This window comes from Neisseria viridiae (assembly GCF_962747995.1).
GTDB lineage: Bacteria > Pseudomonadota > Gammaproteobacteria > Burkholderiales > Neisseriaceae > Neisseria > Neisseria viridiae.
This window is the reverse complement of sequence record NZ_CAUJAJ010000016.1, coordinates 1-19,227: the sequence shown is the minus strand read 5'-3', so window position 1 is coordinate 19,227 and position 19,227 is coordinate 1. Positions and strand designations below refer to the sequence as shown.

Genomic DNA, 19,227 nt, shown 5'->3' with positions numbered 1-19,227 from the left:
GCCGTCTGAAACGCCGGCATCAAAACCACCATCCAGAGAACGACAAATGGCGAAAAACCTCTTAATCGTCGAATCCCCGTCCAAAGCCAAAACCCTGAAAAAATATTTGGGCGGCGATTTTGAAATCCTCGCATCCTACGGCCACGTCCGCGACCTCGTCCCCAAAAGCGGCGCGGTCGATCCCGACAACGGCTTTGCGATGAAATACCAATTGATCGGCCGCAACGGCAAACACGTCGATGCCATCGTCGCCGCCGCCAAAGAAGCCGAAAACATCTACCTCGCAACCGACCCGGATAGGGAAGGCGAAGCGATTTCCTGGCATCTTTTGGAAATCCTCAAATCCAAACGCGGCCTGAAAAACATCAAGCCGCAGCGCGTCGTGTTCCACGAAATCACCAAAAACGCCGTCCTCGAAGCCGTTGCCCATCCGCGCGAAATCGAAATGGACTTGGTCGATGCCCAACAAACCCGCCGCGCTTTGGACTATCTGGTCGGTTTCAACCTCTCGCCGTTGCTGTGGAAAAAAATCCGACGCGGTTTGAGTGCCGGCCGCGTGCAAAGCCCCGCCCTGCGCCTGATTTGCGAACGCGAAAACGAAATCCGCGCGTTTGAAGCGCAGGAATATTGGACGGTGCATCTCGACAGCCGCAAAGGCCGCAGCAAGTTCACCGCCAAACTCGCCCAATACAACGGCGCGAAACTCGAACAATTCGACCTGCCGAACGAAGCCGCTCAAGCCGACGTATTGAAAGAACTAGAAGGCAAAGAGGCCGTCGTTACCGCCATCGAAAAGAAAAAGCGCAGCCGCAATCCCGCCGCGCCGTTCACCACTTCTACCATGCAGCAGGATGCCGTGCGCAAACTCGGCTTCACCACCGACCGTACCATGCGTACCGCCCAGCAGCTTTACGAAGGTATAGACGTAGGGCAGGGCGCGATCGGTCTGATTACCTATATGCGTACCGACAGCGTGAATTTGGCCGATGAAGCGTTAACCGAAATCCGCCATTACATCGAAAACAAAATCGGCAAAGAATATCTGCCGAGTGCCGCCAAACAATACAAAACCAAATCCAAAAACGCCCAAGAAGCGCACGAAGCCATCCGTCCGACTTCCGTGTACCGCACGCCCGAAAGCGTCAAACCCTTCCTGAGCGCAGACCAGTTCAAACTCTATCAAATGATTTGGCAGCGCACCGTCGCCTGTCAGATGACGCCCGCCAAATTCGACCAAACCACCGTCGATATTACCGTCGGCAAGGGCGTATTCCGCGTAACCGGACAAGTGCAAACCTTCGCAGGCTTCCTCAGCGTTTACGAAGAAAGCAGCGACGATGAAGAAGGCGAAGACAGCAAAAAACTGCCCGAAATGAGCGAAGGCGACAAATTGTCCGTGGACAAACTCTACGGCGAGCAACACTTCACCACCCCTCCGCCGCGCTACAACGAAGCCACGCTGGTTAAAGCTCTCGAAGAATACGGCATCGGCCGCCCCTCGACCTACGCCAGCATCATCTCCACGCTCAAAGACCGCGAATACGTTACTCTTGAGCAAAAACGTTTCATGCCCACCGACACAGGCGACATCGTCAACAAATTCCTGACCGAACACTTTGCCCAATACGTCGATTACCACTTCACCGCCAAACTCGAAGACCAGCTTGACGAAATTGCCAACGGCAAACGCCAATGGATTCCCGTGATGGACAAATTCTGGAAACCGTTTATCAAGCAAGTGGAAGAAAAAGAGGGCATCGAACGCGCCAAATTTACCACGCAGGAACTTGACGAAACCTGCCCGAAATGCGGCGAACACAAACTGCAAATCAAGTTCGGCAAAATGGGTCGTTTTGTTGCGTGTGTCGGTTATCCCGAGTGCAGCTACACGCGCAACGTGAACGAAACTGCCGAAGAAGCCGCCGAGCGCATCGCCAAAGCCGAAGCTGAACAGGCGGAACTTGACGGGCGCGAGTGCCCCAAATGCGGCGGACGGCTGGTGTATAAATACAGCCGAACCGGCAGCAAATTCATCGGTTGCGCCAACTACCCCAAATGCAAACACGTCGAGCCGCTGGAAAAACCGAAAGACACCGGCGTCCAATGTCCGCAATGCAAAAAAGGCAACCTCGTCGAACGCAAATCCCGTTATGGCAAACTGTTTTACAGTTGCAGCACCTATCCCGACTGCAACTACGCCACTTGGAACCCTCCCGTTGCCGAAGAATGCCCGAACTGCCATTGGCCGGTCTTGACCATCAAAACCACCAAACGCTGGGGCGTCGAAAAAGTCTGCCCGCAAAAAGAATGCGGCTGGAAAGAGCAAATTGAACCGCCTGCACCGAAAGAGTGAAGCGGTTGGGATTGAGATGAAAGAAATGCCGTCTGAAAGGAGTCTCAGACGGCATTTTGTAAATTAGAAAGTTTCAATATTTGTTTCAACAACTCTAGTGCTTTATTGCAAGAGAATCAGTCAAACGAATATTTCAAGCCCAAGCCGAAAGTTGCACCCCGCGCCGTTCCGATTTTTTCTTTATGGGTTTCCGCAACGCCGCCATGATGCGAACAGGTTCCCTTTCCTTGGCTGGGGCTGTTCCAGCCGTCGTGGCAGGTCGAGCCACCGCTGAGTTCCCAAGCGATTTTATAACCTGCGTTTGCCGCTACGGTTAATTTGGGGGAAACTTTAAGCCCCACTTCGAGACTGACGGGAAGGGTAATGTGGGATACGCTGTCAGATACGGCATTTGCTTTAACTGTTGTGTATGCGAAGCCTATTCCTGCCTTCCCGCTTAAATAAGCAGCCTTTCCTTCAATAATCGGGTACTTATAACCGCCGTCCAATTCGGTAATTTTAACTTTACCGGTTGCTGAGTTTTCAGTAATTTTCCCAGTGCTGTATTGGGTGCGGACATACCATCCTTTAGCAGGAGATGAATCAGAGTTGCCCAAGTATTCCAAGCTGATGCCACGTAAATCCGCCTTGGAATTGACTTCTGGGGCTTTTGCATTCCATGCGGAATAGTCTGTGCTTAAGTTGGCAGAATAAGAAGTTGATGCGGTCAAGCTTAAAATTGCAAGCAAGATAAATTTTTTCATGTTTACCTCATAATAATTTATTGGAATGCTATCTCTTTCTAGGGATGAGCGTGTAATCTGCAACAACATTGCAAGATGATGTACATATGTGTATATATGTAATGTCTTGCAAGTTAATGTTATTCAAAAAGAGAGTTGCCTGCCAGTCAGCTAAAGTTTAAAATCTGTCCCGATAATTCAACTACCTACATAGAAAGTTCAGCCTATGGAAACCCACGAAAAAATCCGCCTGATGCGCGAATTGAACAAATGGTCGCAGGAGGATATGGCGGAAAAGCTGGCGATGTCGGCGGGCGGGTATGCCAAAATCGAACGGGGCGAGACGCAGTTGAATATCCCGCGTTTGGAGCAGTTGGCTCAGATTTTCAAAATCGATATGTGGGACTTGCTCAAATCGGGCGGCGGCGGGATGGTGTTGCAGATTAACGATGTGGATACCAACAGCGGGGAATTTGCAATCTATACCGCTCAGGATGCATCGGTAAAGCTGGATTTGTTAAAAATGGAATTGAAACACTACAAAGAGATGTTGGAACAAAAAGACAAAGAAATCGAGCTGCTCCGCAAGCTGACCGAAACCGTTTAAACAGATATGCCGTCTGAAAAAAGTTTTCAGACGGCATATTCTTTGACAGGTCTTGTATAATACCGTTTGAACTTACAGGTTTTTGATTATGGCGGCAGGCAAACATACCAAACACAGCAACCGGGTACGCATTATCGGCGGGCAATGCCGGGGCAGGAAATTAAGTTTCACATCCGCCGACGGACTGCGTCCGACACCCGACAGCGTGCGTGAAAAGCTGTTTAACTGGCTGGGACAGGATTTGACAGGTAAAACGGTTTTGGATCTCTTTGGAGGCAGCGGCGCACTCGGTATGGAGGCGGCATCGCGTCATGCAAAACGGGTCGTGATTGCAGACAACAACCGTCAAACGGTACAAACCCTTGAGAAAAACAGTCGCGAACTGGGTTTGGGGCAGGTGCAAATTGTCTGTTCGGACGGCATTGCCTATTTGGCAAACCTAAAAGAGAAATTCGATGTCGTCTTCCTTGATCCGCCGTTTGCGTGGCAAAGTTGGGAAAGCCTTTTTAATGCATTGGGCGCACGCCTGAATGACGGTGCATACATCTATATCGAGGCGGGTACTCTGCCGGATATTCCCGATTGGCTGACGGAATATAGAGAAGGGAAATCGGGGCAGAGTACATTCGAATTAAGGGTTTTCCAAGTGGCTGAATAATATGCGCTTTGATAATCATTTCCGAGTTGTAAACATTCGTTTGCAACCGTCCGGTTCAAAAAAACCTTGTGCTATAATCCGCGCCCGACCGGTTTTGATAATTTAGTGTAAAAGGAAAAGAAATGTCGCTTTTTATTACCGACGAGTGCATCAACTGCGACGTATGCGAACCCGAATGCCCCAATGATGCCATCTCGCAAGGCGAGGAAATTTACGAAATCAACCCCAACCTCTGCACGCAGTGCGTCGGACACTACGATGAGCCACAGTGCCAGCAGGTTTGTCCGGTTGATTGCATCCTGATTGACGAAGAACACCCTGAAACCCATGATGAACTGATGGCAAAATACGAGAAGATAATTCAGTTTAAATAAATTAATTACTTTTAAAAACATAATATTATTTTTGTTTTAAGATAAAGTGAAAAAAAAACTTGACGGGGAAACGAGCCACTAATAAACTAGCACTCTCTTTTGGAGGGATTCCCGAGCGGTCAAAGGGGGCAGACTGTAAATCTGTTGCGAAAGCTTCGAAGGTTCGAATCCTTCTCCCTCCACCAAAATTCTTACTTGGGGCAGTAGCGAGTAATGCGGGTGTAGCTCAATGGTAGAGCAGAAGCCTTCCAAGCTTACGGTGAGGGTTCGATTCCCTTCACCCGCTCCAAACAATTAGGCCCATGTAGCTCAGGGGTAGAGCACTCCCTTGGTAAGGGAGAGGCCGGCAGTTCAAATCTGCCCATGGGCACCATCTCTTCGATTATTCATTTCTTTAAAGCTTAGATATATAGGATATTGCCATGGCTAAGGAAAAATTCGAACGTAGCAAACCGCACGTAAACGTTGGCACCATCGGTCACGTTGACCATGGTAAAACCACTCTGACTGCTGCTTTGACTACTATTTTGGCTAAAAAATTCGGTGGCGCTGCAAAAGCTTACGACCAAATCGACAACGCTCCCGAAGAAAAAGCCCGCGGTATTACCATTAATACCTCACACGTAGAATACGAAACCGAAACCCGCCACTACGCACACGTAGACTGCCCGGGTCACGCCGACTACGTAAAAAACATGATTACCGGTGCTGCCCAAATGGACGGCGCAATCCTGGTATGTTCCGCTGCTGACGGTCCTATGCCGCAAACTCGCGAACACATCCTGTTGGCCCGCCAAGTAGGCGTACCTTACATCATCGTGTTCATGAACAAATGCGACATGGTTGATGATGAGGAACTGTTGGAACTGGTTGAGATGGAGATCCGTGATCTGTTGAGCAGCTACGATTTCCCGGGTGATGACGTACCGATTATCAAAGGTTCTGCGCTGAAGGCATTGGAAGGCGATACTTCCGAAATCGGCGAGACTGCCATTTTTGCGTTGGCAGACGCTTTGGATAGTTACATTCCCACTCCCGAGCGTGCCGTGGACAAACCGTTCCTGCTGCCTATCGAAGACGTATTCTCCATTTCCGGCCGCGGTACCGTAGTAACCGGCCGTGTAGAGCGCGGTGTCATCCACGTTGGCGACGAGATCGAAATCGTCGGTCTGAAAGAAACCCAAAAAACCACCTGCACCGGCGTTGAAATGTTCCGCAAACTGCTGGACGAAGGTCAGGCGGGCGACAACGTGGGCGTATTGCTGCGCGGTACCAAACGTGAAGACGTAGAGCGCGGTCAGGTATTGGCCAAACCCGGCACCATCACTCCGCACACCAAGTTCAAAGCAGAAGTATACGTACTGAGTAAAGAAGAGGGCGGCCGCCATACTCCGTTCTTCGCCAACTACCGTCCCCAATTCTACTTCCGTACCACCGACGTAACCGGCGCGGTTACTTTGGAAGAAGGTGTGGAAATGGTAATGCCGGGTGAAAACGTAACCATTACCGTAGAACTGATTGCGCCTATCGCTATGGAAGAAGGCCTGCGCTTTGCGATTCGCGAAGGCGGCCGTACCGTGGGTGCCGGCGTGGTTTCTTCTGTTATCGCTTAAGTTTAGAGGCCAATAGCTCAATTGGTAGAGTATCGGTCTCCAAAACCGAGGGTTGGGGGTTCGAGACCCTCTTGGCCTGCCAAATAAAAAATTAACCGGCCTTGTGCCGGTTAATTTTTTTGTATTTGTTATTTAGTAAACTCTCTTGCCATTTGCATGGATTGAGAATAGACAGATGCTATGATGGGTAAATAATATGACAGAACATACGCCTGAAAAAAAGAACGTTAAAGTGGATCAACTGGTTGTTCAAGATAAAGAATCTGCATCTAATTCCGGTAAGGAAAGTTTTTTTGCATATTTCTCAAATTCTTGGTCCGAATTCAAAAAGGTGGTTTGGCCTAAGCGTGAAGATGCTGTCAGAATGACTGTATTTGTTATAGTGTTTGTTGCTGTGCTTTCTATATTTATCTATGCGGCAGATACAGCAATTTCGTGGTTATTTTTTGATGTATTGCTGAGAAGGGAAGGTTGAGATGTCGAAAAAATGGTATGTTGTACAGGCGTATTCGGGGTTTGAGAAGAATGTCCAACGAACATTGGAAGAGCGAATTGCCCGTGAGGAGATGGGAGATTATTTCGGACAAATTCTGGTGCCTGTAGAGAAAGTTGTTGATATCCGCAATGGTCGTAAGACTATTAGTGAAAGAAAGTCATATCCTGGTTATGTGCTAGTTGAGATGGAAATGACAGATGACTCTTGGCATCTTGTAAAAAGCACTCCTCGTGTTTCGGGTTTTATTGGAGGGAGGGCTAATAGACCCACGCCGATTAGTCAGAGAGAGGCTGAAATTATTTTACAGCAGGTTCAGACCGGCATAGAGAAGCCGAAACCAAAAGTTGAATTTGAGGTCGGTCAACAGGTTCGTGTAAATGAAGGGCCGTTTGCGGATTTTAACGGGGTGGTTGAGGAGGTCAATTATGAACGGAATAAGTTACGCGTGTCTGTTCAGATATTTGGTAGAGAAACACCCGTTGAGCTGGAGTTCAGCCAGGTTGAAAAGATTAACTGATTTTTATACTTGAAAAAAAAGCAATAAGAGGATAGAATCAAAAATTAACTTGGGGAGCGGAAATGGTTCCGCGTCTTACCCGTTTTTAGGAGTTCGTTAAGTGGCAAAGAAAATTATCGGCTATATTAAACTGCAAATTCCTGCAGGTAAAGCCAATCCATCTCCTCCGGTTGGTCCTGCTTTGGGTCAGCGCGGTTTGAATATTATGGAATTCTGTAAAGCATTTAATGCTGCAACCCAAGGTATGGAGCCTGGCTTACCGATTCCGGTTGTGATTACTGCATTTGCAGATAAATCATTCACATTTGTGATGAAAACCCCGCCAGCTTCTATCTTGTTGAAAAAAGCTGCCGGTTTGCAAAAAGGTAGTTCTAATCCTCTGACCAATAAAGTGGGTAAATTGACCCGTGCTCAGTTGGAAGAAATTGCTAAAACTAAAGAGCCTGATTTGACTGCTGCTGACTTGGATGCGGCTGTTCGTACTATAGCAGGTTCTGCTCGCTCAATGGGCTTGGATGTGGAGGGTGTTGTATAATGGCTAAAGTATCTAAACGCTTGAAAGTTCTTCGCTCTTCTGTTGAAGCTAACAAACTGTACGCAATCGACGAAGCAATTGCTTTGGTTAAAAAAGCTGCTACCGCTAAATTTGACGAATCTGTTGACGTATCTTTCAACTTGGGCGTTGATCCTCGTAAATCTGACCAAGTTATTCGTGGTTCGGTCGTTCTACCTAAAGGTACCGGTAAGACAACCCGTGTGGCTGTATTTACTCAAGGCGCAAATGCAGATGCTGCCAAAGAAGCCGGTGCGGATATCGTCGGTTTCGAAGATTTGGCTGCTGAAATCAAAGCAGGCAATCTGAACTTTGATGTCGTTATTGCTTCTCCCGATGCAATGCGTATTGTTGGTCAGTTGGGTACTATTTTGGGTCCTCGTGGTCTGATGCCAAACCCTAAAGTAGGTACGGTTACCCCTAATGTTGCCGAAGCAGTTAAAAATGCAAAAGCAGGTCAGGTTCAATATCGTACAGATAAAGCTGGTATCGTTCATGCAACGATTGGTCGTGCTTCTTTTGCTGAAGCTGACTTGAAAGAAAACTTCAATGCGTTGCTGGATGCTATCGTTAAAGCTAAACCTGCTGCTGCTAAAGGTCAGTATTTGAAAAAAGTTGCTGTATCCAGCACTATGGGTTTGGGTGTTCGTGTTGATACTGCAAGCGTGAACAACTAATGAAATTTTCAGGTAATCCGGTTTTCCGGATTACCTGAATTTGGGCTACTTAAAATTAAGTAGATGTCCAAGACCGTAGGGATCGTAAGATTTAATCGTAACTGCCCTACGCAGACGGTAGTCCTGAAACACATTACAAGATTGCTTGTAAGATGTCTTTTTAGGTTACCGCGCTGGTGGGATATCGTTTTGGTATCCTGTTTATAAACAGTGGGAGGTAGACCTTGAGTCTCAATATTGAAACCAAGAAAGTGGCGGTCGAGGAAATTAGCGCGGCAATTGCTAACGCTCAAACCCTCGTAGTCGCTGAATATCGCGGTATCAGTGTTTCCAGTATGACTGAGCTTCGTGCGAATGCACGTAAAGAAGGCGTTTATTTGCGCGTTCTGAAAAATACTTTGGCTCGTCGTGCAGTGCAAGGTACTTCATTCGCAGAATTGGCCGATCAAATGGTTGGTCCGTTGGTTTACGCTGCTTCTGAAGATGCTGTTGCTGCTGCTAAAGTGTTGCACCAATTCGCGAAAAAAGATGACAAAATTGTCGTTAAAGCCGGTTCTTACAATGGCGAAGTAATGAATGCTGCTCAGGTTGCTGAGTTGGCTTCTATTCCGAGCCGCGAAGAGCTGTTGTCTAAACTGTTGTTCGTTATGCAAGCCCCTGTATCGGGCTTTGCGCGCGGTTTGGCTGCTTTGGCAGAGAAAAAAGCCGGCGAAGAAGCCGCTTAATCGATTTTGTTTCTGTTAATCAATTATTTTTTAATACAATATTTGGAGTAAAATAGCATGGCTATTACTAAAGAAGACATTTTGGAAGCAGTTGGTTCTTTGACCGTAATGGAACTGAATGACCTGGTTAAAGCTTTTGAAGAAAAATTCGGTGTTTCTGCTGCTGCAGTTGCTGTTACAGGTTCTGTTGGTCCTGCTGCTGCCGCTGAAGAAAAAACTGAATTTGATGTCGTTTTGGCTTCTGCCGGTGATCAAAAAGTTGGCGTGATTAAAGTTGTCCGCGCTATCACTGGTCTGGGTCTGAAAGAAGCTAAAGACATTGTTGACGGTGCACCTAAAACTCTGAAAGAAGGTGTTTCTAAAGCTGAAGCTGAAGACATCCAAAAACAACTGGAAGAAGCCGGCGCTAAAGTCGAAATCAAATAATTTGATGCTTTCTCTGAAGGCTGGCAGTTTTCTGCCAGCCTTATTTTGCTTCTTAAAATAAGCATCAAGCATTGTTTACATTTATTTGCATAGTCTTTATAAAATCATTGCAAATAAATGTAAATATTAAATTGATGCATACCGTTGTTTCAGACGGCCTATTATTTAAAATTGCTTTTCGGAGTGTATATGAGCTATTCGTTTACCGAGAAAAAACGTATCCGTAAGAGTTTTGCAAAGCGGGAAAATGTTTTAGATGTTCCTTTCCTGCTGGCAACCCAAATTGATTCTTATGCGAAGTTTTTGCAGCTGGAAAATGCTTTTGACAAACGTACCGATGACGGTCTGCAGGCGGCATTTAATTCTATTTTCCCGATTGTGAGCCATAACGGTTATGCGCGATTGGAGTTTGTTCATTACACATTGGGCGAGCCTTTGTTCGATATTCCTGAATGTCAATTGCGCGGAATCACTTATGCTGCCCCCCTGCGCGCGCGTATCCGTTTGGTGATTTTAGACAAGGAAGCGTCTAAACCGACGGTAAAAGAAGTTCGTGAAAACGAAGTATATATGGGTGAAATTCCGTTGATGACCCCGAGCGGTTCTTTTGTGATTAACGGCACAGAGCGTGTGATTGTTTCCCAGTTGCACCGTTCGCCCGGCGTGTTCTTCGAGCATGACAAAGGTAAGACACACTCTTCCGGCAAATTGTTATTCTCCGCCCGCATCATTCCCTACCGTGGTTCATGGTTGGATTTTGAATTTGATCCGAAAGATTTGCTGTATTTCCGTATCGACCGCCGCCGTAAAATGCCGGTAACGATTTTGTTGAAGGCTTTGGGCTACAACAATGAGCAAATCTTGGATATTTTCTACGACAAAGAAACGTTCTATTTGTCTTCAAACGGTGTTCAAACCGATTTGGTCGCAGGCCGTCTGAAAGGCGAAACTGCCAAGGTCGATATCTTGGATAAAGAAGGCAATGTATTGGTTGCCAAAGGTAAGCGCATTACTGCGAAAAATATCCGTGATATTACCAATGCAGGCCTGACCCGTTTGGATGTAGAACCGGAAAGCCTGCTGGGCAAAGCATTGGCTGCCGATCTGATTGATTCGGAAACCGGCGAGGTATTGGCTTCTGCCAATGATGAAATTACAGAAGAGTTGTTGGCCAAATTTGATATCAGCGGCGTAAAAGAAATTACGACCCTTTATATCAATGAGCTGGATCAGGGTGCTTATATCTCCAATACCTTGCGCACGGATGAGACTGCCGGCCGGCAGGCGGCGCGTGTTGCGATTTACCGTATGATGCGTCCGGGCGAACCGCCCACCGAAGAGGCAGTCGAGCAATTGTTTAACCGCTTGTTCTTCAGTGAAGACAGCTACGATTTGTCCCGCGTAGGCCGTATGAAATTTAATACGCGCACATACGAACAAAAACTGTCCGAAGCCCAACAAAACTCTTGGTACGGCCGCCTGTTGAACGAAACGTTTGCCGGTGCTGCCGACAAAGGCGGTTATGTCCTGAGCGTCGAAGATATTGTCGCCTCGATTGCGACTTTGGTCGAGTTGCGTAACGGTCATGGCGAAGTGGACGATATCGATCACTTGGGCAACCGCCGAGTACGTTCGGTAGGTGAGCTGACTGAAAACCAATTCCGCAGCGGTTTGGCCCGTGTGGAACGTGCCGTTAAAGAGCGTTTGAATCAGGCGGAATCCGAAAACTTGATGCCGCACGACTTGATTAATGCGAAACCCGTTTCTGCCGCCATCAAAGAATTCTTCGGCTCCAGCCAATTGAGCCAATTTATGGATCAGACCAACCCATTGTCTGAAGTAACCCATAAACGCCGTGTATCCGCATTGGGTCCGGGTGGTTTGACCCGTGAACGTGCAGGCTTTGAGGTGCGAGACGTACATCCTACCCACTATGGCCGTGTATGTCCTATTGAAACACCTGAAGGTCCGAACATTGGTTTGATCAACTCATTGTCCGTTTATGCGCGCACCAATGATTATGGCTTCTTGGAAACACCTTATCGCCGCGTTGTTAATGGTAAGGTAACTGAAGAAATCGATTACTTGTCTGCCATCGAAGAAGGTCGCTATGTGATTGCACAGGCGAATGCTGATTTGGATAAAGACGGCAATTTGATTGGTGACTTGGTAACTTGTCGCGAAAAAGGCGAAACCATTATGGCAACGCCTGACCGTGTCCAATATATGGACGTGGCAACTGGTCAAGTGGTATCCGTAGCGGCATCCCTGATTCCATTCTTGGAGCATGATGATGCGAACCGTGCATTGATGGGTGCCAACATGCAACGTCAGGCAGTACCGTGCCTGCGTCCTGAAAAACCGATGGTCGGTACGGGTATCGAACGTTCTGTTGCCGTTGACTCTGCTACTGCAATCGTTGCCCGCCGAGGCGGCGTGGTCGAATATGTTGATGCCAACCGCGTTGTGATCCGTGTCCATGACGACGAAGCGACTGCCGGTGAAGTGGGTGTCGATATTTACAACTTGGTTAAATTTACCCGTTCTAACCAATCTACCAACATCAACCAACGTCCGGCTGTCAAAGCAGGCGATGTTTTGCAACGCGGCGATTTGATTGCCGACGGTGCATCCACCGATTTGGGTGAATTGGCTCTGGGTCAAAACATGACCATCGCCTTTATGCCGTGGAACGGTTACAACTACGAAGACTCGATTCTGATTTCTGAAAAAGTGGCTGCAGACGACCGCTATACTTCGATTCACATTGAGGAATTGAACGTTGTTGCCCGTGATACCAAGCTGGGTGCGGAAGATATCACCCGCGATATTCCGAACTTGTCCGAACGTATGCAAAACCGTTTGGATGAATCCGGTATCGTATATATCGGTGCAGAAGTAGAAGCCGGCGATGTATTGGTTGGTAAAGTAACGCCTAAAGGCGAAACCCAACTGACTCCTGAAGAAAAACTGTTACGTGCCATCTTCGGTGAAAAAGCGTCTGACGTAAAAGATACTTCATTGCGTATGCCTACCGGCATGAGTGGTACCGTTATCGACGTTCAAGTCTTTACCCGTGAAGGTATCCAACGCGACAAACGTGCTCAATCCATTATTGATTCTGAGCTGAAACGTTACCGTCAAGATTTGAGTGACCAGTTGCGTATTTTCGATAACGACGCATTTGACCGTATTGAGCGCATGATTGTCGGCCAAAAAGCCAACGGTGGTCCGATGAAGCTGGCTAAAGGCAGCGAAATTACTACTGAATATCTGGCAAGCCTGTCCAGCAAACATGATTGGTTTGACATCCGCCTGGCTGACGAAGATTTGGCCAAACAGTTGGAACTGATTAAATTGAGCCTGCAACAAAAACGCGAAGAAGCGGACGAGTTGTATGAGATCAAGAAGAAAAAACTGACTCAAGGCGACGAGCTGCAACCGGGCGTACAAAAAATGGTGAAAGTATTTATCGCCATCAAACGCCGTCTGCAAGCCGGTGACAAAATGGCGGGTCGCCACGGTAACAAAGGTGTGGTATCACGCATTCTGCCGGTTGAAGACATGCCTTACATGGCTGACGGACGTCCGGTGGACATCGTACTGAACCCGTTGGGCGTACCTTCCCGTATGAACATTGGTCAGATTTTGGAAGTTCACTTGGGTTGGGCGGCAAAAGGTATCGGCGAGCGTATCGACCGTATGCTGAAAGAGCAACGCAAAGCCAGCGAGCTGCGCGAGTTCTTGAACAAACTCTACAATAGCAGCGGTAAGAAAGAAGATTTAGACAGCCTGACAGATGAAGAAATCATTGAATTGGCCTCCAACCTGCGTAAAGGCGCATCTTTCGCGTCTCCAGTGTTTGACGGTGCGAAAGAGTCTGAAATCCGCGAAATGCTGAATTTGGCTTATCCAAGCGATGATCCTGAAGTTGAAAAATTGGGCTTTAACGACAGCAAAACCCAAATCACGCTGTATGACGGACGCTCTGGCGAACCGTTTGACCGCAAGGTTACAGTAGGTGTGATGCACTATCTGAAACTGCACCACTTGGTTGACGAAAAAATGCACGCGCGTTCTACCGGTCCATACAGTCTGGTTACTCAACAGCCTCTGGGCGGTAAAGCCCAATTCGGCGGCCAACGTTTTGGTGAGATGGAGGTCTGGGCACTGGAAGCATACGGCGCAGCCTACACGCTGCAAGAGATGTTGACTGTGAAGTCTGACGACGTGAACGGCCGTACCAAAATGTACGAAAACATCGTCAAAGGCGAACACAAAATCGATGCCGGTATGCCCGAGTCCTTCAACGTATTGGTTAAAGAGATTCGCTCACTGGGCTTGGATATCGATTTGGAACGTTACTGATACGGGTTTCAGACGGCATAAGGGGAGCTGTTCTGCAGGTATGGGGGGCAGCCGACAATGTTTAAAAACGAAATGCCGTCTGAAAACGCTGTACCGCTATCCATATCGAAAATCCGCCACGCGGTAAAAATACTTCCTTTAAGGAGCAAAAATGAATTTGTTGAACTTATTTAATCCGTTGCAAACCGCCGGCATGGAAGAAGAGTTTGATGCCATCAAAATCGGTATTGCCTCTCCCGAAACCATCCGCTCATGGTCTTATGGCGAAGTTAAAAAACCTGAAACCATCAACTACCGTACGTTCAAACCCGAGCGCGACGGTTTGTTCTGCGCCAAAATCTTTGGTCCGGTCAAAGACTACGAATGCTTGTGCGGAAAATACAAACGCTTGAAATTTAAAGGCGTAACCTGTGAAAAATGCGGCGTGGAAGTAACCCTGTCCAAAGTACGCCGCGAACGTATGGGCCATATTGAATTGGCCGCGCCCGTCGCACACATTTGGTTCTTGAAATCCCTGCCTTCCCGCTTGGGTATGGTGTTGGACATGACTTTGCGCGACATCGAACGCGTATTGTATTTTGAAGCATTTGTGGTAACCGACCCCGGTATGACTCCGTTGCAACGTCGTCAATTGCTGACTGAAGACGATTACTACAACAAACTGGACGAATACGGCGACGATTTCGATGCCAAAATGGGTGCGGAAGGTATCCGCGAATTGCTGCGCACCCTGGATATTGCCGGCGAAATCGAAATCCTGCGTCAAGAGCTGGAATCTACCGGTTCTGACACCAAAATCAAAAAAATTGCCAAACGCTTGAAAGTGTTGGAAGCCTTCCATCGTTCCGGTATGAAACTGGAGTGGATGATTATGGATGTGCTGCCGGTATTGCCACCTGATTTGCGTCCTCTGGTTCCATTGGATGGCGGTCGTTTTGCCACTTCCGATTTGAACGATTTGTACCGTCGCGTTATCAACCGTAACAACCGTCTGAAACGTCTGTTGGAACTGCATGCGCCTGACATCATCGTCCGCAACGAAAAACGTATGTTGCAAGAAGCAGTTGACTCTCTGTTGGATAACGGCCGCCGCGGTAAAGCCATGATCGGTGCCAACAAACGTCCGCTGAAATCATTGGCCGACATGATTAAAGGTAAAGGCGGCCGCTTCCGTCAAAACCTGCTGGGTAAACGTGTGGACTACTCCGGTCGTTCCGTGATTACCGTAGGCCCATACCTGCGTCTGCACCAATGTGGTCTGCCGAAGAAAATGGCTTTGGAATTGTTCAAACCGTTCATTTTCCATAAATTGGAAAAACAAGGTTTGGCCTCTACCGTTAAAGCTGCGAAAAAATTGGTAGAGCAAGAAGTACCTGAAGTATGGGATATCTTGGAAGAAGTGATCCGCGAACATCCGATTATGCTGAACCGTGCGCCAACCCTGCACCGTTTGGGTATTCAAGCGTTTGAACCCATCCTGATCGAAGGTAAAGCGATTCAGTTGCATCCGTTGGTGTGTGCCGCATTTAACGCCGACTTTGACGGTGACCAAATGGCGGTACACGTTCCATTGAGCTTGGAAGCACAAATGGAAGCGCGCACCTTGATGCTGGCTTCAAACAACGTATTGTCTCCTGCAAACGGTGAACCGATTATCGTACCTTCCCAAGACATCGTATTGGGCCTGTACTACATGACCCGCGACCGCATCAATGCTAAAGGTGAGGGTAGCCTGTTTGCTGATGTGAAAGAAGTGCATCGTGCATACCATACCAAACAGGTTGAGCTGGGTACGAAAATCACCGTACGTCTGCGTGAATGGGTGAAAAACGAAGCCGGTGAATTCGAGCCAGTCGTTACCCGTTACGAAACGACTGTCGGTCGTGCATTGTTGAGCGAAATCCTGCCTAAAGGCTTGCCTTTCGAGTACATCAACAAAGCGCTGAAGAAAAAAGAAATTTCCAAACTGATTAACGCATCGTTCCGCCTGTGCGGCTTGCGCGATACGGTTATCTTCGCCGACCACTTGATGTACACCGGTTTCGGATTCGCAGCCAAAGGCGGTATTTCCATTGCTGTTGACGACATGGAGATTCCGAAAGAAAAAGCGGCCTTGTTGGCTGAAGCCAATGCCGAGGTTAAAGAAATCGAAGACCAATACCGTCAAGGTTTGGTCACCAACGGCGAACGCTACAACAAAGTGGTGGATATTTGGGGTCGTGCCGGCGATAAAATCGCTAAAGCGATGATGGATAACTTGTCCAAACAAAAAGTTATCGATCGTGATGGCAACGAGGTTGATCAAGAGTCATTCAACTCCATCTATATGATGGCAGACTCCGGTGCCCGTGGTTCTGCGGCTCAGATTAAACAGTTGTCCGGTATGCGCGGTTTGATGGCGAAACCTGACGGCTCGATTATTGAAACGCCGATTACCTCAAACTTCCGCGAAGGTCTGACCGTATTGCAATACTTTATTGCGACCCACGGTGCACGTAAGGGTTTGGCGGATACCGCATTGAAAACCGCGAACTCCGGTTACCTGACCCGTCGTCTGGTAGACGTAACCCAAGACTTGGTGGTTGTTGAAGACGATTGTGGTACTTCAGACGGCTTTGTTATGAAGGCAGTTGTACAAGGCGGTGATGTGATTGAAGCATTGCGCGATCGTATTTTGGGCCGTGTTACCGCGTCTGACGTTGTCGATCCGTCAAGTGGCGAAACCTTGGTTGAAGCCGGTACGTTGTTGACTGAAAAACTGGTGGATATGATCGACCAATCCGGTGTTGATGAAGTCAAAGTCCGCACCCCGATTACTTGTAAAACCCGCCATGGTTTGTGTGCGCACTGTTACGGTCGTGACTTGGCGCGCGGTAAACTGGTTAATGCTGGTGAGGCTGTAGGTGTCATTGCTGCACAATCTATTGGTGAACCAGGTACTCAGCTGACCATGCGTACGTTCCACATCGGTGGTGCGGCATCCCGTGCGGCAGCAGCCAGCCAAGTGGAAGCCAAATCCAACGGTACGGCACGTTTCAGCAGCCAAATGCGTTATGTTGCCAACAACAAAGGCGAGCTGGTTGTCATCGGCCGTTCTTGCGAAGTCGTGATTCACGATGATATCGGCCGTGAACGTGAACGTCACAAAGTACCTTACGGCGCAATCTTGCTGGTACAAGACGGCGAAGCCATTAAAGCCGGTCAAACCTTGGCAACTTGGGATCCGCATACCCGTCCGATGATTACCGAACACGCAGGTATGGTGAAATTCGAAAACGTGGAAGAGGGCGTAACCGTTGCCAAACAAACTGACGATGTAACTGGTTTGTCTACTTTGGTGGTTATTGACGGCAAACGCCGCTCCGGCAGCGCATCCAAACTGCTGCGTCCGACTGTAAAATTGTTGGATGAAAACGGCGTGGAAATCTGTATTCCCGGTACGTCCACTCCGGTTTCGATGGCATTCCCCGTTGGTGCGGTGATTACCGTACGCGAAGGTCAGGAAATCGGTAAAGGTGACGTATTGGCGCGTATCCCGCAAGCCTCTTCCAAAACCCGCGACATTACCGGTGGTCTGCCGCGCGTTGCCGAGTTGTTTGAAGCACGCGTGCCGAAAGATGCAGGTATGCTGGCGGAAATTACCGGTACCGTTTCCTTCGGCAAAGAGACCAAAGGCAAGCAACGTCTGATTATCACTGACGTGGACGGTGTAGCATACGAGACTTTGATTTCCAAAGAGAAACAGATTCTGGTACACGACGGTCAAGTGGTAAACCGCGGCGAAACCATCGTGGACGGAGCTGTTGATCCGCATGATATTCTGCGTCTGCAAGGTATCGAAGCATTGGCGCGCTACATTGTCCAAGAGGTGCAAGAGGTTTACCGTCTGCAAGGTGTGAAGATTTCTGATAAACACATCGAAGTCATCATCCGTCAGATGCTGCGCCGTGTGAATATTGTCGATTCAGGCGAAACCGAATTCATTACCGGTGAGCAAGTTGAACGTGGCGATGTCATGACAGCCAATGAAAAAGCGTTGGAGGAAGGTAAAGAGCCGGCACGTTATGAAAACGTACTGTTAGGTATTACCAAAGCCTCCCTGTCTACCGACAGCTTCATTTCTGCCGCATCGTTCCAAGAAACAACCCGCGTTCTGACCGAAGCCGCGATTATGGGCAAACAAGACGAGTTGCGTGGTCTGAAAGAGAACGTCATCGTCGGTCGCTTGATTCCTGCCGGTACAGGTTTGACCTACCACCGCAGCCGTCATCAACAATGGCAAGAGGTAGAGCAGGAAACTGCTGAAACCGAAGTAACGGATGAATAATCTTCGGCGCGTTCATTCAATACAAAACCGCAAGCCTTGAGCTTGCGGTTTTTCTTTCAGACGACATTCGTATTTATTTGGAACGCAGGTTGCTTACCAATTCTTTTAACAGCATATTCTCATCGGTTTTCTGTTGCAGCATTTGGTCTTTATGCAGGATTAATTCTTTTTGATGACTTATGATTAATTTTAGTTTTTCGATTTCTGCAAACAGCTCATTAGAGGGAGAGTTATAGAAGGAAATGTTGTTATTATCCCCTTCATTTATCTGACAGATAAAGCCATTATCGCCAGGTTGGAGCAAGTCCATCAAATCGACGTGAAATATTGTTGCAATCTGTTCGAGTCTGGGAAGGTTCAACTTCGTCTCTCCCCGCTCGATTTTTGCATAACCATTTGTCGAAAGATTGAGTTTTTCTGCGACGGTTTCTTGAGACCACTGTTTCAATTCTCTCATTAAACGTATTCTCTCATGTGTTTTCATCGTAATCCTTTTAGTGGTTCAATCCTCAAAATTTGAGTGGATTCAACCACTTTCAATTACTGGTTCAATAGCAAAATAAATTAATAGAATATGAAGGTTATCAACAAAAGGAATGTCGCCGGCCTATGGCTTGGGAATCGCATATTACTTTGCTGTTCGTATTAATTGCCGTTTCTCCGCTTCATGCAAAGGAAATCTGTCCAATAAGCGTTCCATATCTTCGTGCCACCAAATCATGCATCGAACAGAACGAGTTAAATCCGAAAGTTATTGTGTTAAATATTGCAAAAATACTTTAAAAATTTCGGGGGGGGGGGGGGGAGAATT

General features: G+C 47.8%; 15 protein-coding genes and 4 tRNA genes. 17 read left to right on the top strand and 2 right to left on the bottom strand.

Annotation, left to right across the window (positions count from 1 at the left end; all coding sequences use genetic code 11):
- Positions 1–46 precede the first annotated feature (46 nt).
- On the top strand, positions 47–2,353 hold the full coding sequence (gene topA / locus Q9J79_RS08655) for a type I DNA topoisomerase (RefSeq protein WP_304685308.1): 2,307 nt from the start codon (positions 47–49) through the stop codon (positions 2,351–2,353).
- 116 nt (positions 2,354–2,469) lie between these two features.
- Here topA and Q9J79_RS08650 read toward each other — a convergent pair whose 3' ends face one another.
- Positions 2,470–3,159 carry a DUF3761 domain-containing protein gene (locus Q9J79_RS08650; RefSeq protein ID WP_301912024.1) on the bottom strand — a complete coding sequence of 230 codons (690 nt, stop codon included), beginning with the start codon at positions 3,157–3,159 and terminating at the stop codon, positions 2,470–2,472.
- A 142-nt stretch (positions 3,160–3,301) separates the two neighbouring features.
- Here Q9J79_RS08650 and Q9J79_RS08645 point away from each other — a divergent pair, with 142 nt between their 5' ends.
- The 16 genes from Q9J79_RS08645 to rpoC all read left to right on the top strand — a co-directional run bounded on the left by Q9J79_RS08645 (position 3,302) and on the right by rpoC (position 18,416).
- Positions 3,302–3,682, top strand: a complete 381-nt coding sequence (locus Q9J79_RS08645; RefSeq protein ID WP_250314514.1) for a helix-turn-helix domain-containing protein — start codon at positions 3,302–3,304, stop codon at positions 3,680–3,682.
- An 88-nt stretch (positions 3,683–3,770) separates the two neighbouring features.
- The gene (gene rsmD, locus Q9J79_RS08640; RefSeq protein ID WP_301912025.1) at positions 3,771–4,340 is read left to right on the top strand and encodes a 16S rRNA (guanine(966)-N(2))-methyltransferase RsmD; all 570 of its coding nucleotides are present in this window, start codon (positions 3,771–3,773) and stop codon (positions 4,338–4,340) included.
- 122 nt (positions 4,341–4,462) lie between these two features.
- On the top strand, positions 4,463–4,714 hold the full coding sequence (locus Q9J79_RS08635; protein ID WP_002215364.1) for a YfhL family 4Fe-4S dicluster ferredoxin: 252 nt from the start codon (positions 4,463–4,465) through the stop codon (positions 4,712–4,714).
- Positions 4,715–4,815: 101 nt separating this feature from the next.
- Positions 4,816–4,899: transfer RNA gene (locus Q9J79_RS08630), tRNA-Tyr, on the top strand.
- Between the two features lie 30 nt (positions 4,900–4,929).
- Positions 4,930–5,003: transfer RNA gene (locus Q9J79_RS08625), tRNA-Gly, on the top strand.
- 9 nt (positions 5,004–5,012) lie between these two features.
- Positions 5,013–5,087 (top strand) — tRNA-Thr (locus tag Q9J79_RS08620).
- Between the two features lie 49 nt (positions 5,088–5,136).
- Positions 5,137–6,327 (top strand): elongation factor Tu, encoded by a 1,191-nt coding sequence (gene tuf, locus Q9J79_RS08615; protein WP_301912026.1) that lies wholly within the window; start codon positions 5,137–5,139, stop codon positions 6,325–6,327.
- A gap of 6 nt (positions 6,328–6,333) precedes the next feature.
- Positions 6,334–6,409 (top strand) — tRNA-Trp (locus tag Q9J79_RS08610).
- Between the two features lie 114 nt (positions 6,410–6,523).
- Entirely contained in the window at positions 6,524–6,802 is a 279-nt protein-coding gene (gene secE / locus Q9J79_RS08605; RefSeq protein WP_301912027.1) for a preprotein translocase subunit SecE, read from the top strand.
- A 1-nt stretch (position 6,803) separates the two neighbouring features.
- Positions 6,804–7,340 (top strand): transcription termination/antitermination protein NusG, encoded by a 537-nt coding sequence (gene nusG, locus Q9J79_RS08600; RefSeq protein ID WP_301818156.1) that lies wholly within the window; start codon positions 6,804–6,806, stop codon positions 7,338–7,340.
- Positions 7,341–7,440: 100 nt separating this feature from the next.
- Positions 7,441–7,875 (top strand): 50S ribosomal protein L11, encoded by a 435-nt coding sequence (gene rplK, locus Q9J79_RS08595; RefSeq protein ID WP_002220151.1) that lies wholly within the window; start codon positions 7,441–7,443, stop codon positions 7,873–7,875.
- Complete coding sequence (rplA, locus tag Q9J79_RS08590) at positions 7,875–8,570, top strand: 50S ribosomal protein L1 (RefSeq protein ID WP_301672953.1); 696 nt, start codon at positions 7,875–7,877, stop codon at positions 8,568–8,570. Before rplK ends, rplA begins: the two co-directional genes overlap by 1 nt.
- Positions 8,571–8,794: 224 nt before the next feature.
- Positions 8,795–9,295 carry a 50S ribosomal protein L10 gene (gene rplJ / locus Q9J79_RS08585; protein ID WP_002215373.1) on the top strand — a complete coding sequence of 167 codons (501 nt, stop codon included), beginning with the start codon at positions 8,795–8,797 and terminating at the stop codon, positions 9,293–9,295.
- A gap of 57 nt (positions 9,296–9,352) precedes the next feature.
- The gene (gene rplL / locus Q9J79_RS08580; protein ID WP_301818157.1) at positions 9,353–9,721 is read left to right on the top strand and encodes a 50S ribosomal protein L7/L12; all 369 of its coding nucleotides are present in this window, start codon (positions 9,353–9,355) and stop codon (positions 9,719–9,721) included.
- A gap of 189 nt (positions 9,722–9,910) precedes the next feature.
- The gene (gene rpoB, locus Q9J79_RS08575; protein ID WP_301912028.1) at positions 9,911–14,089 is read left to right on the top strand and encodes a DNA-directed RNA polymerase subunit beta; all 4,179 of its coding nucleotides are present in this window, start codon (positions 9,911–9,913) and stop codon (positions 14,087–14,089) included.
- A 151-nt stretch (positions 14,090–14,240) separates the two neighbouring features.
- On the top strand, positions 14,241–18,416 hold the full coding sequence (gene rpoC, locus Q9J79_RS08570; protein ID WP_301912029.1) for a DNA-directed RNA polymerase subunit beta': 4,176 nt from the start codon (positions 14,241–14,243) through the stop codon (positions 18,414–18,416).
- 73 nt (positions 18,417–18,489) lie between these two features.
- On the opposite strand, the gene Q9J79_RS08565 is transcribed toward rpoC, so the two are convergent.
- Complete coding sequence (locus Q9J79_RS08565) at positions 18,490–18,900, bottom strand: helix-turn-helix domain-containing protein (RefSeq protein ID WP_301912030.1); 411 nt, start codon at positions 18,898–18,900, stop codon at positions 18,490–18,492.
- Positions 18,901–19,227 lie beyond the last annotated feature (327 nt).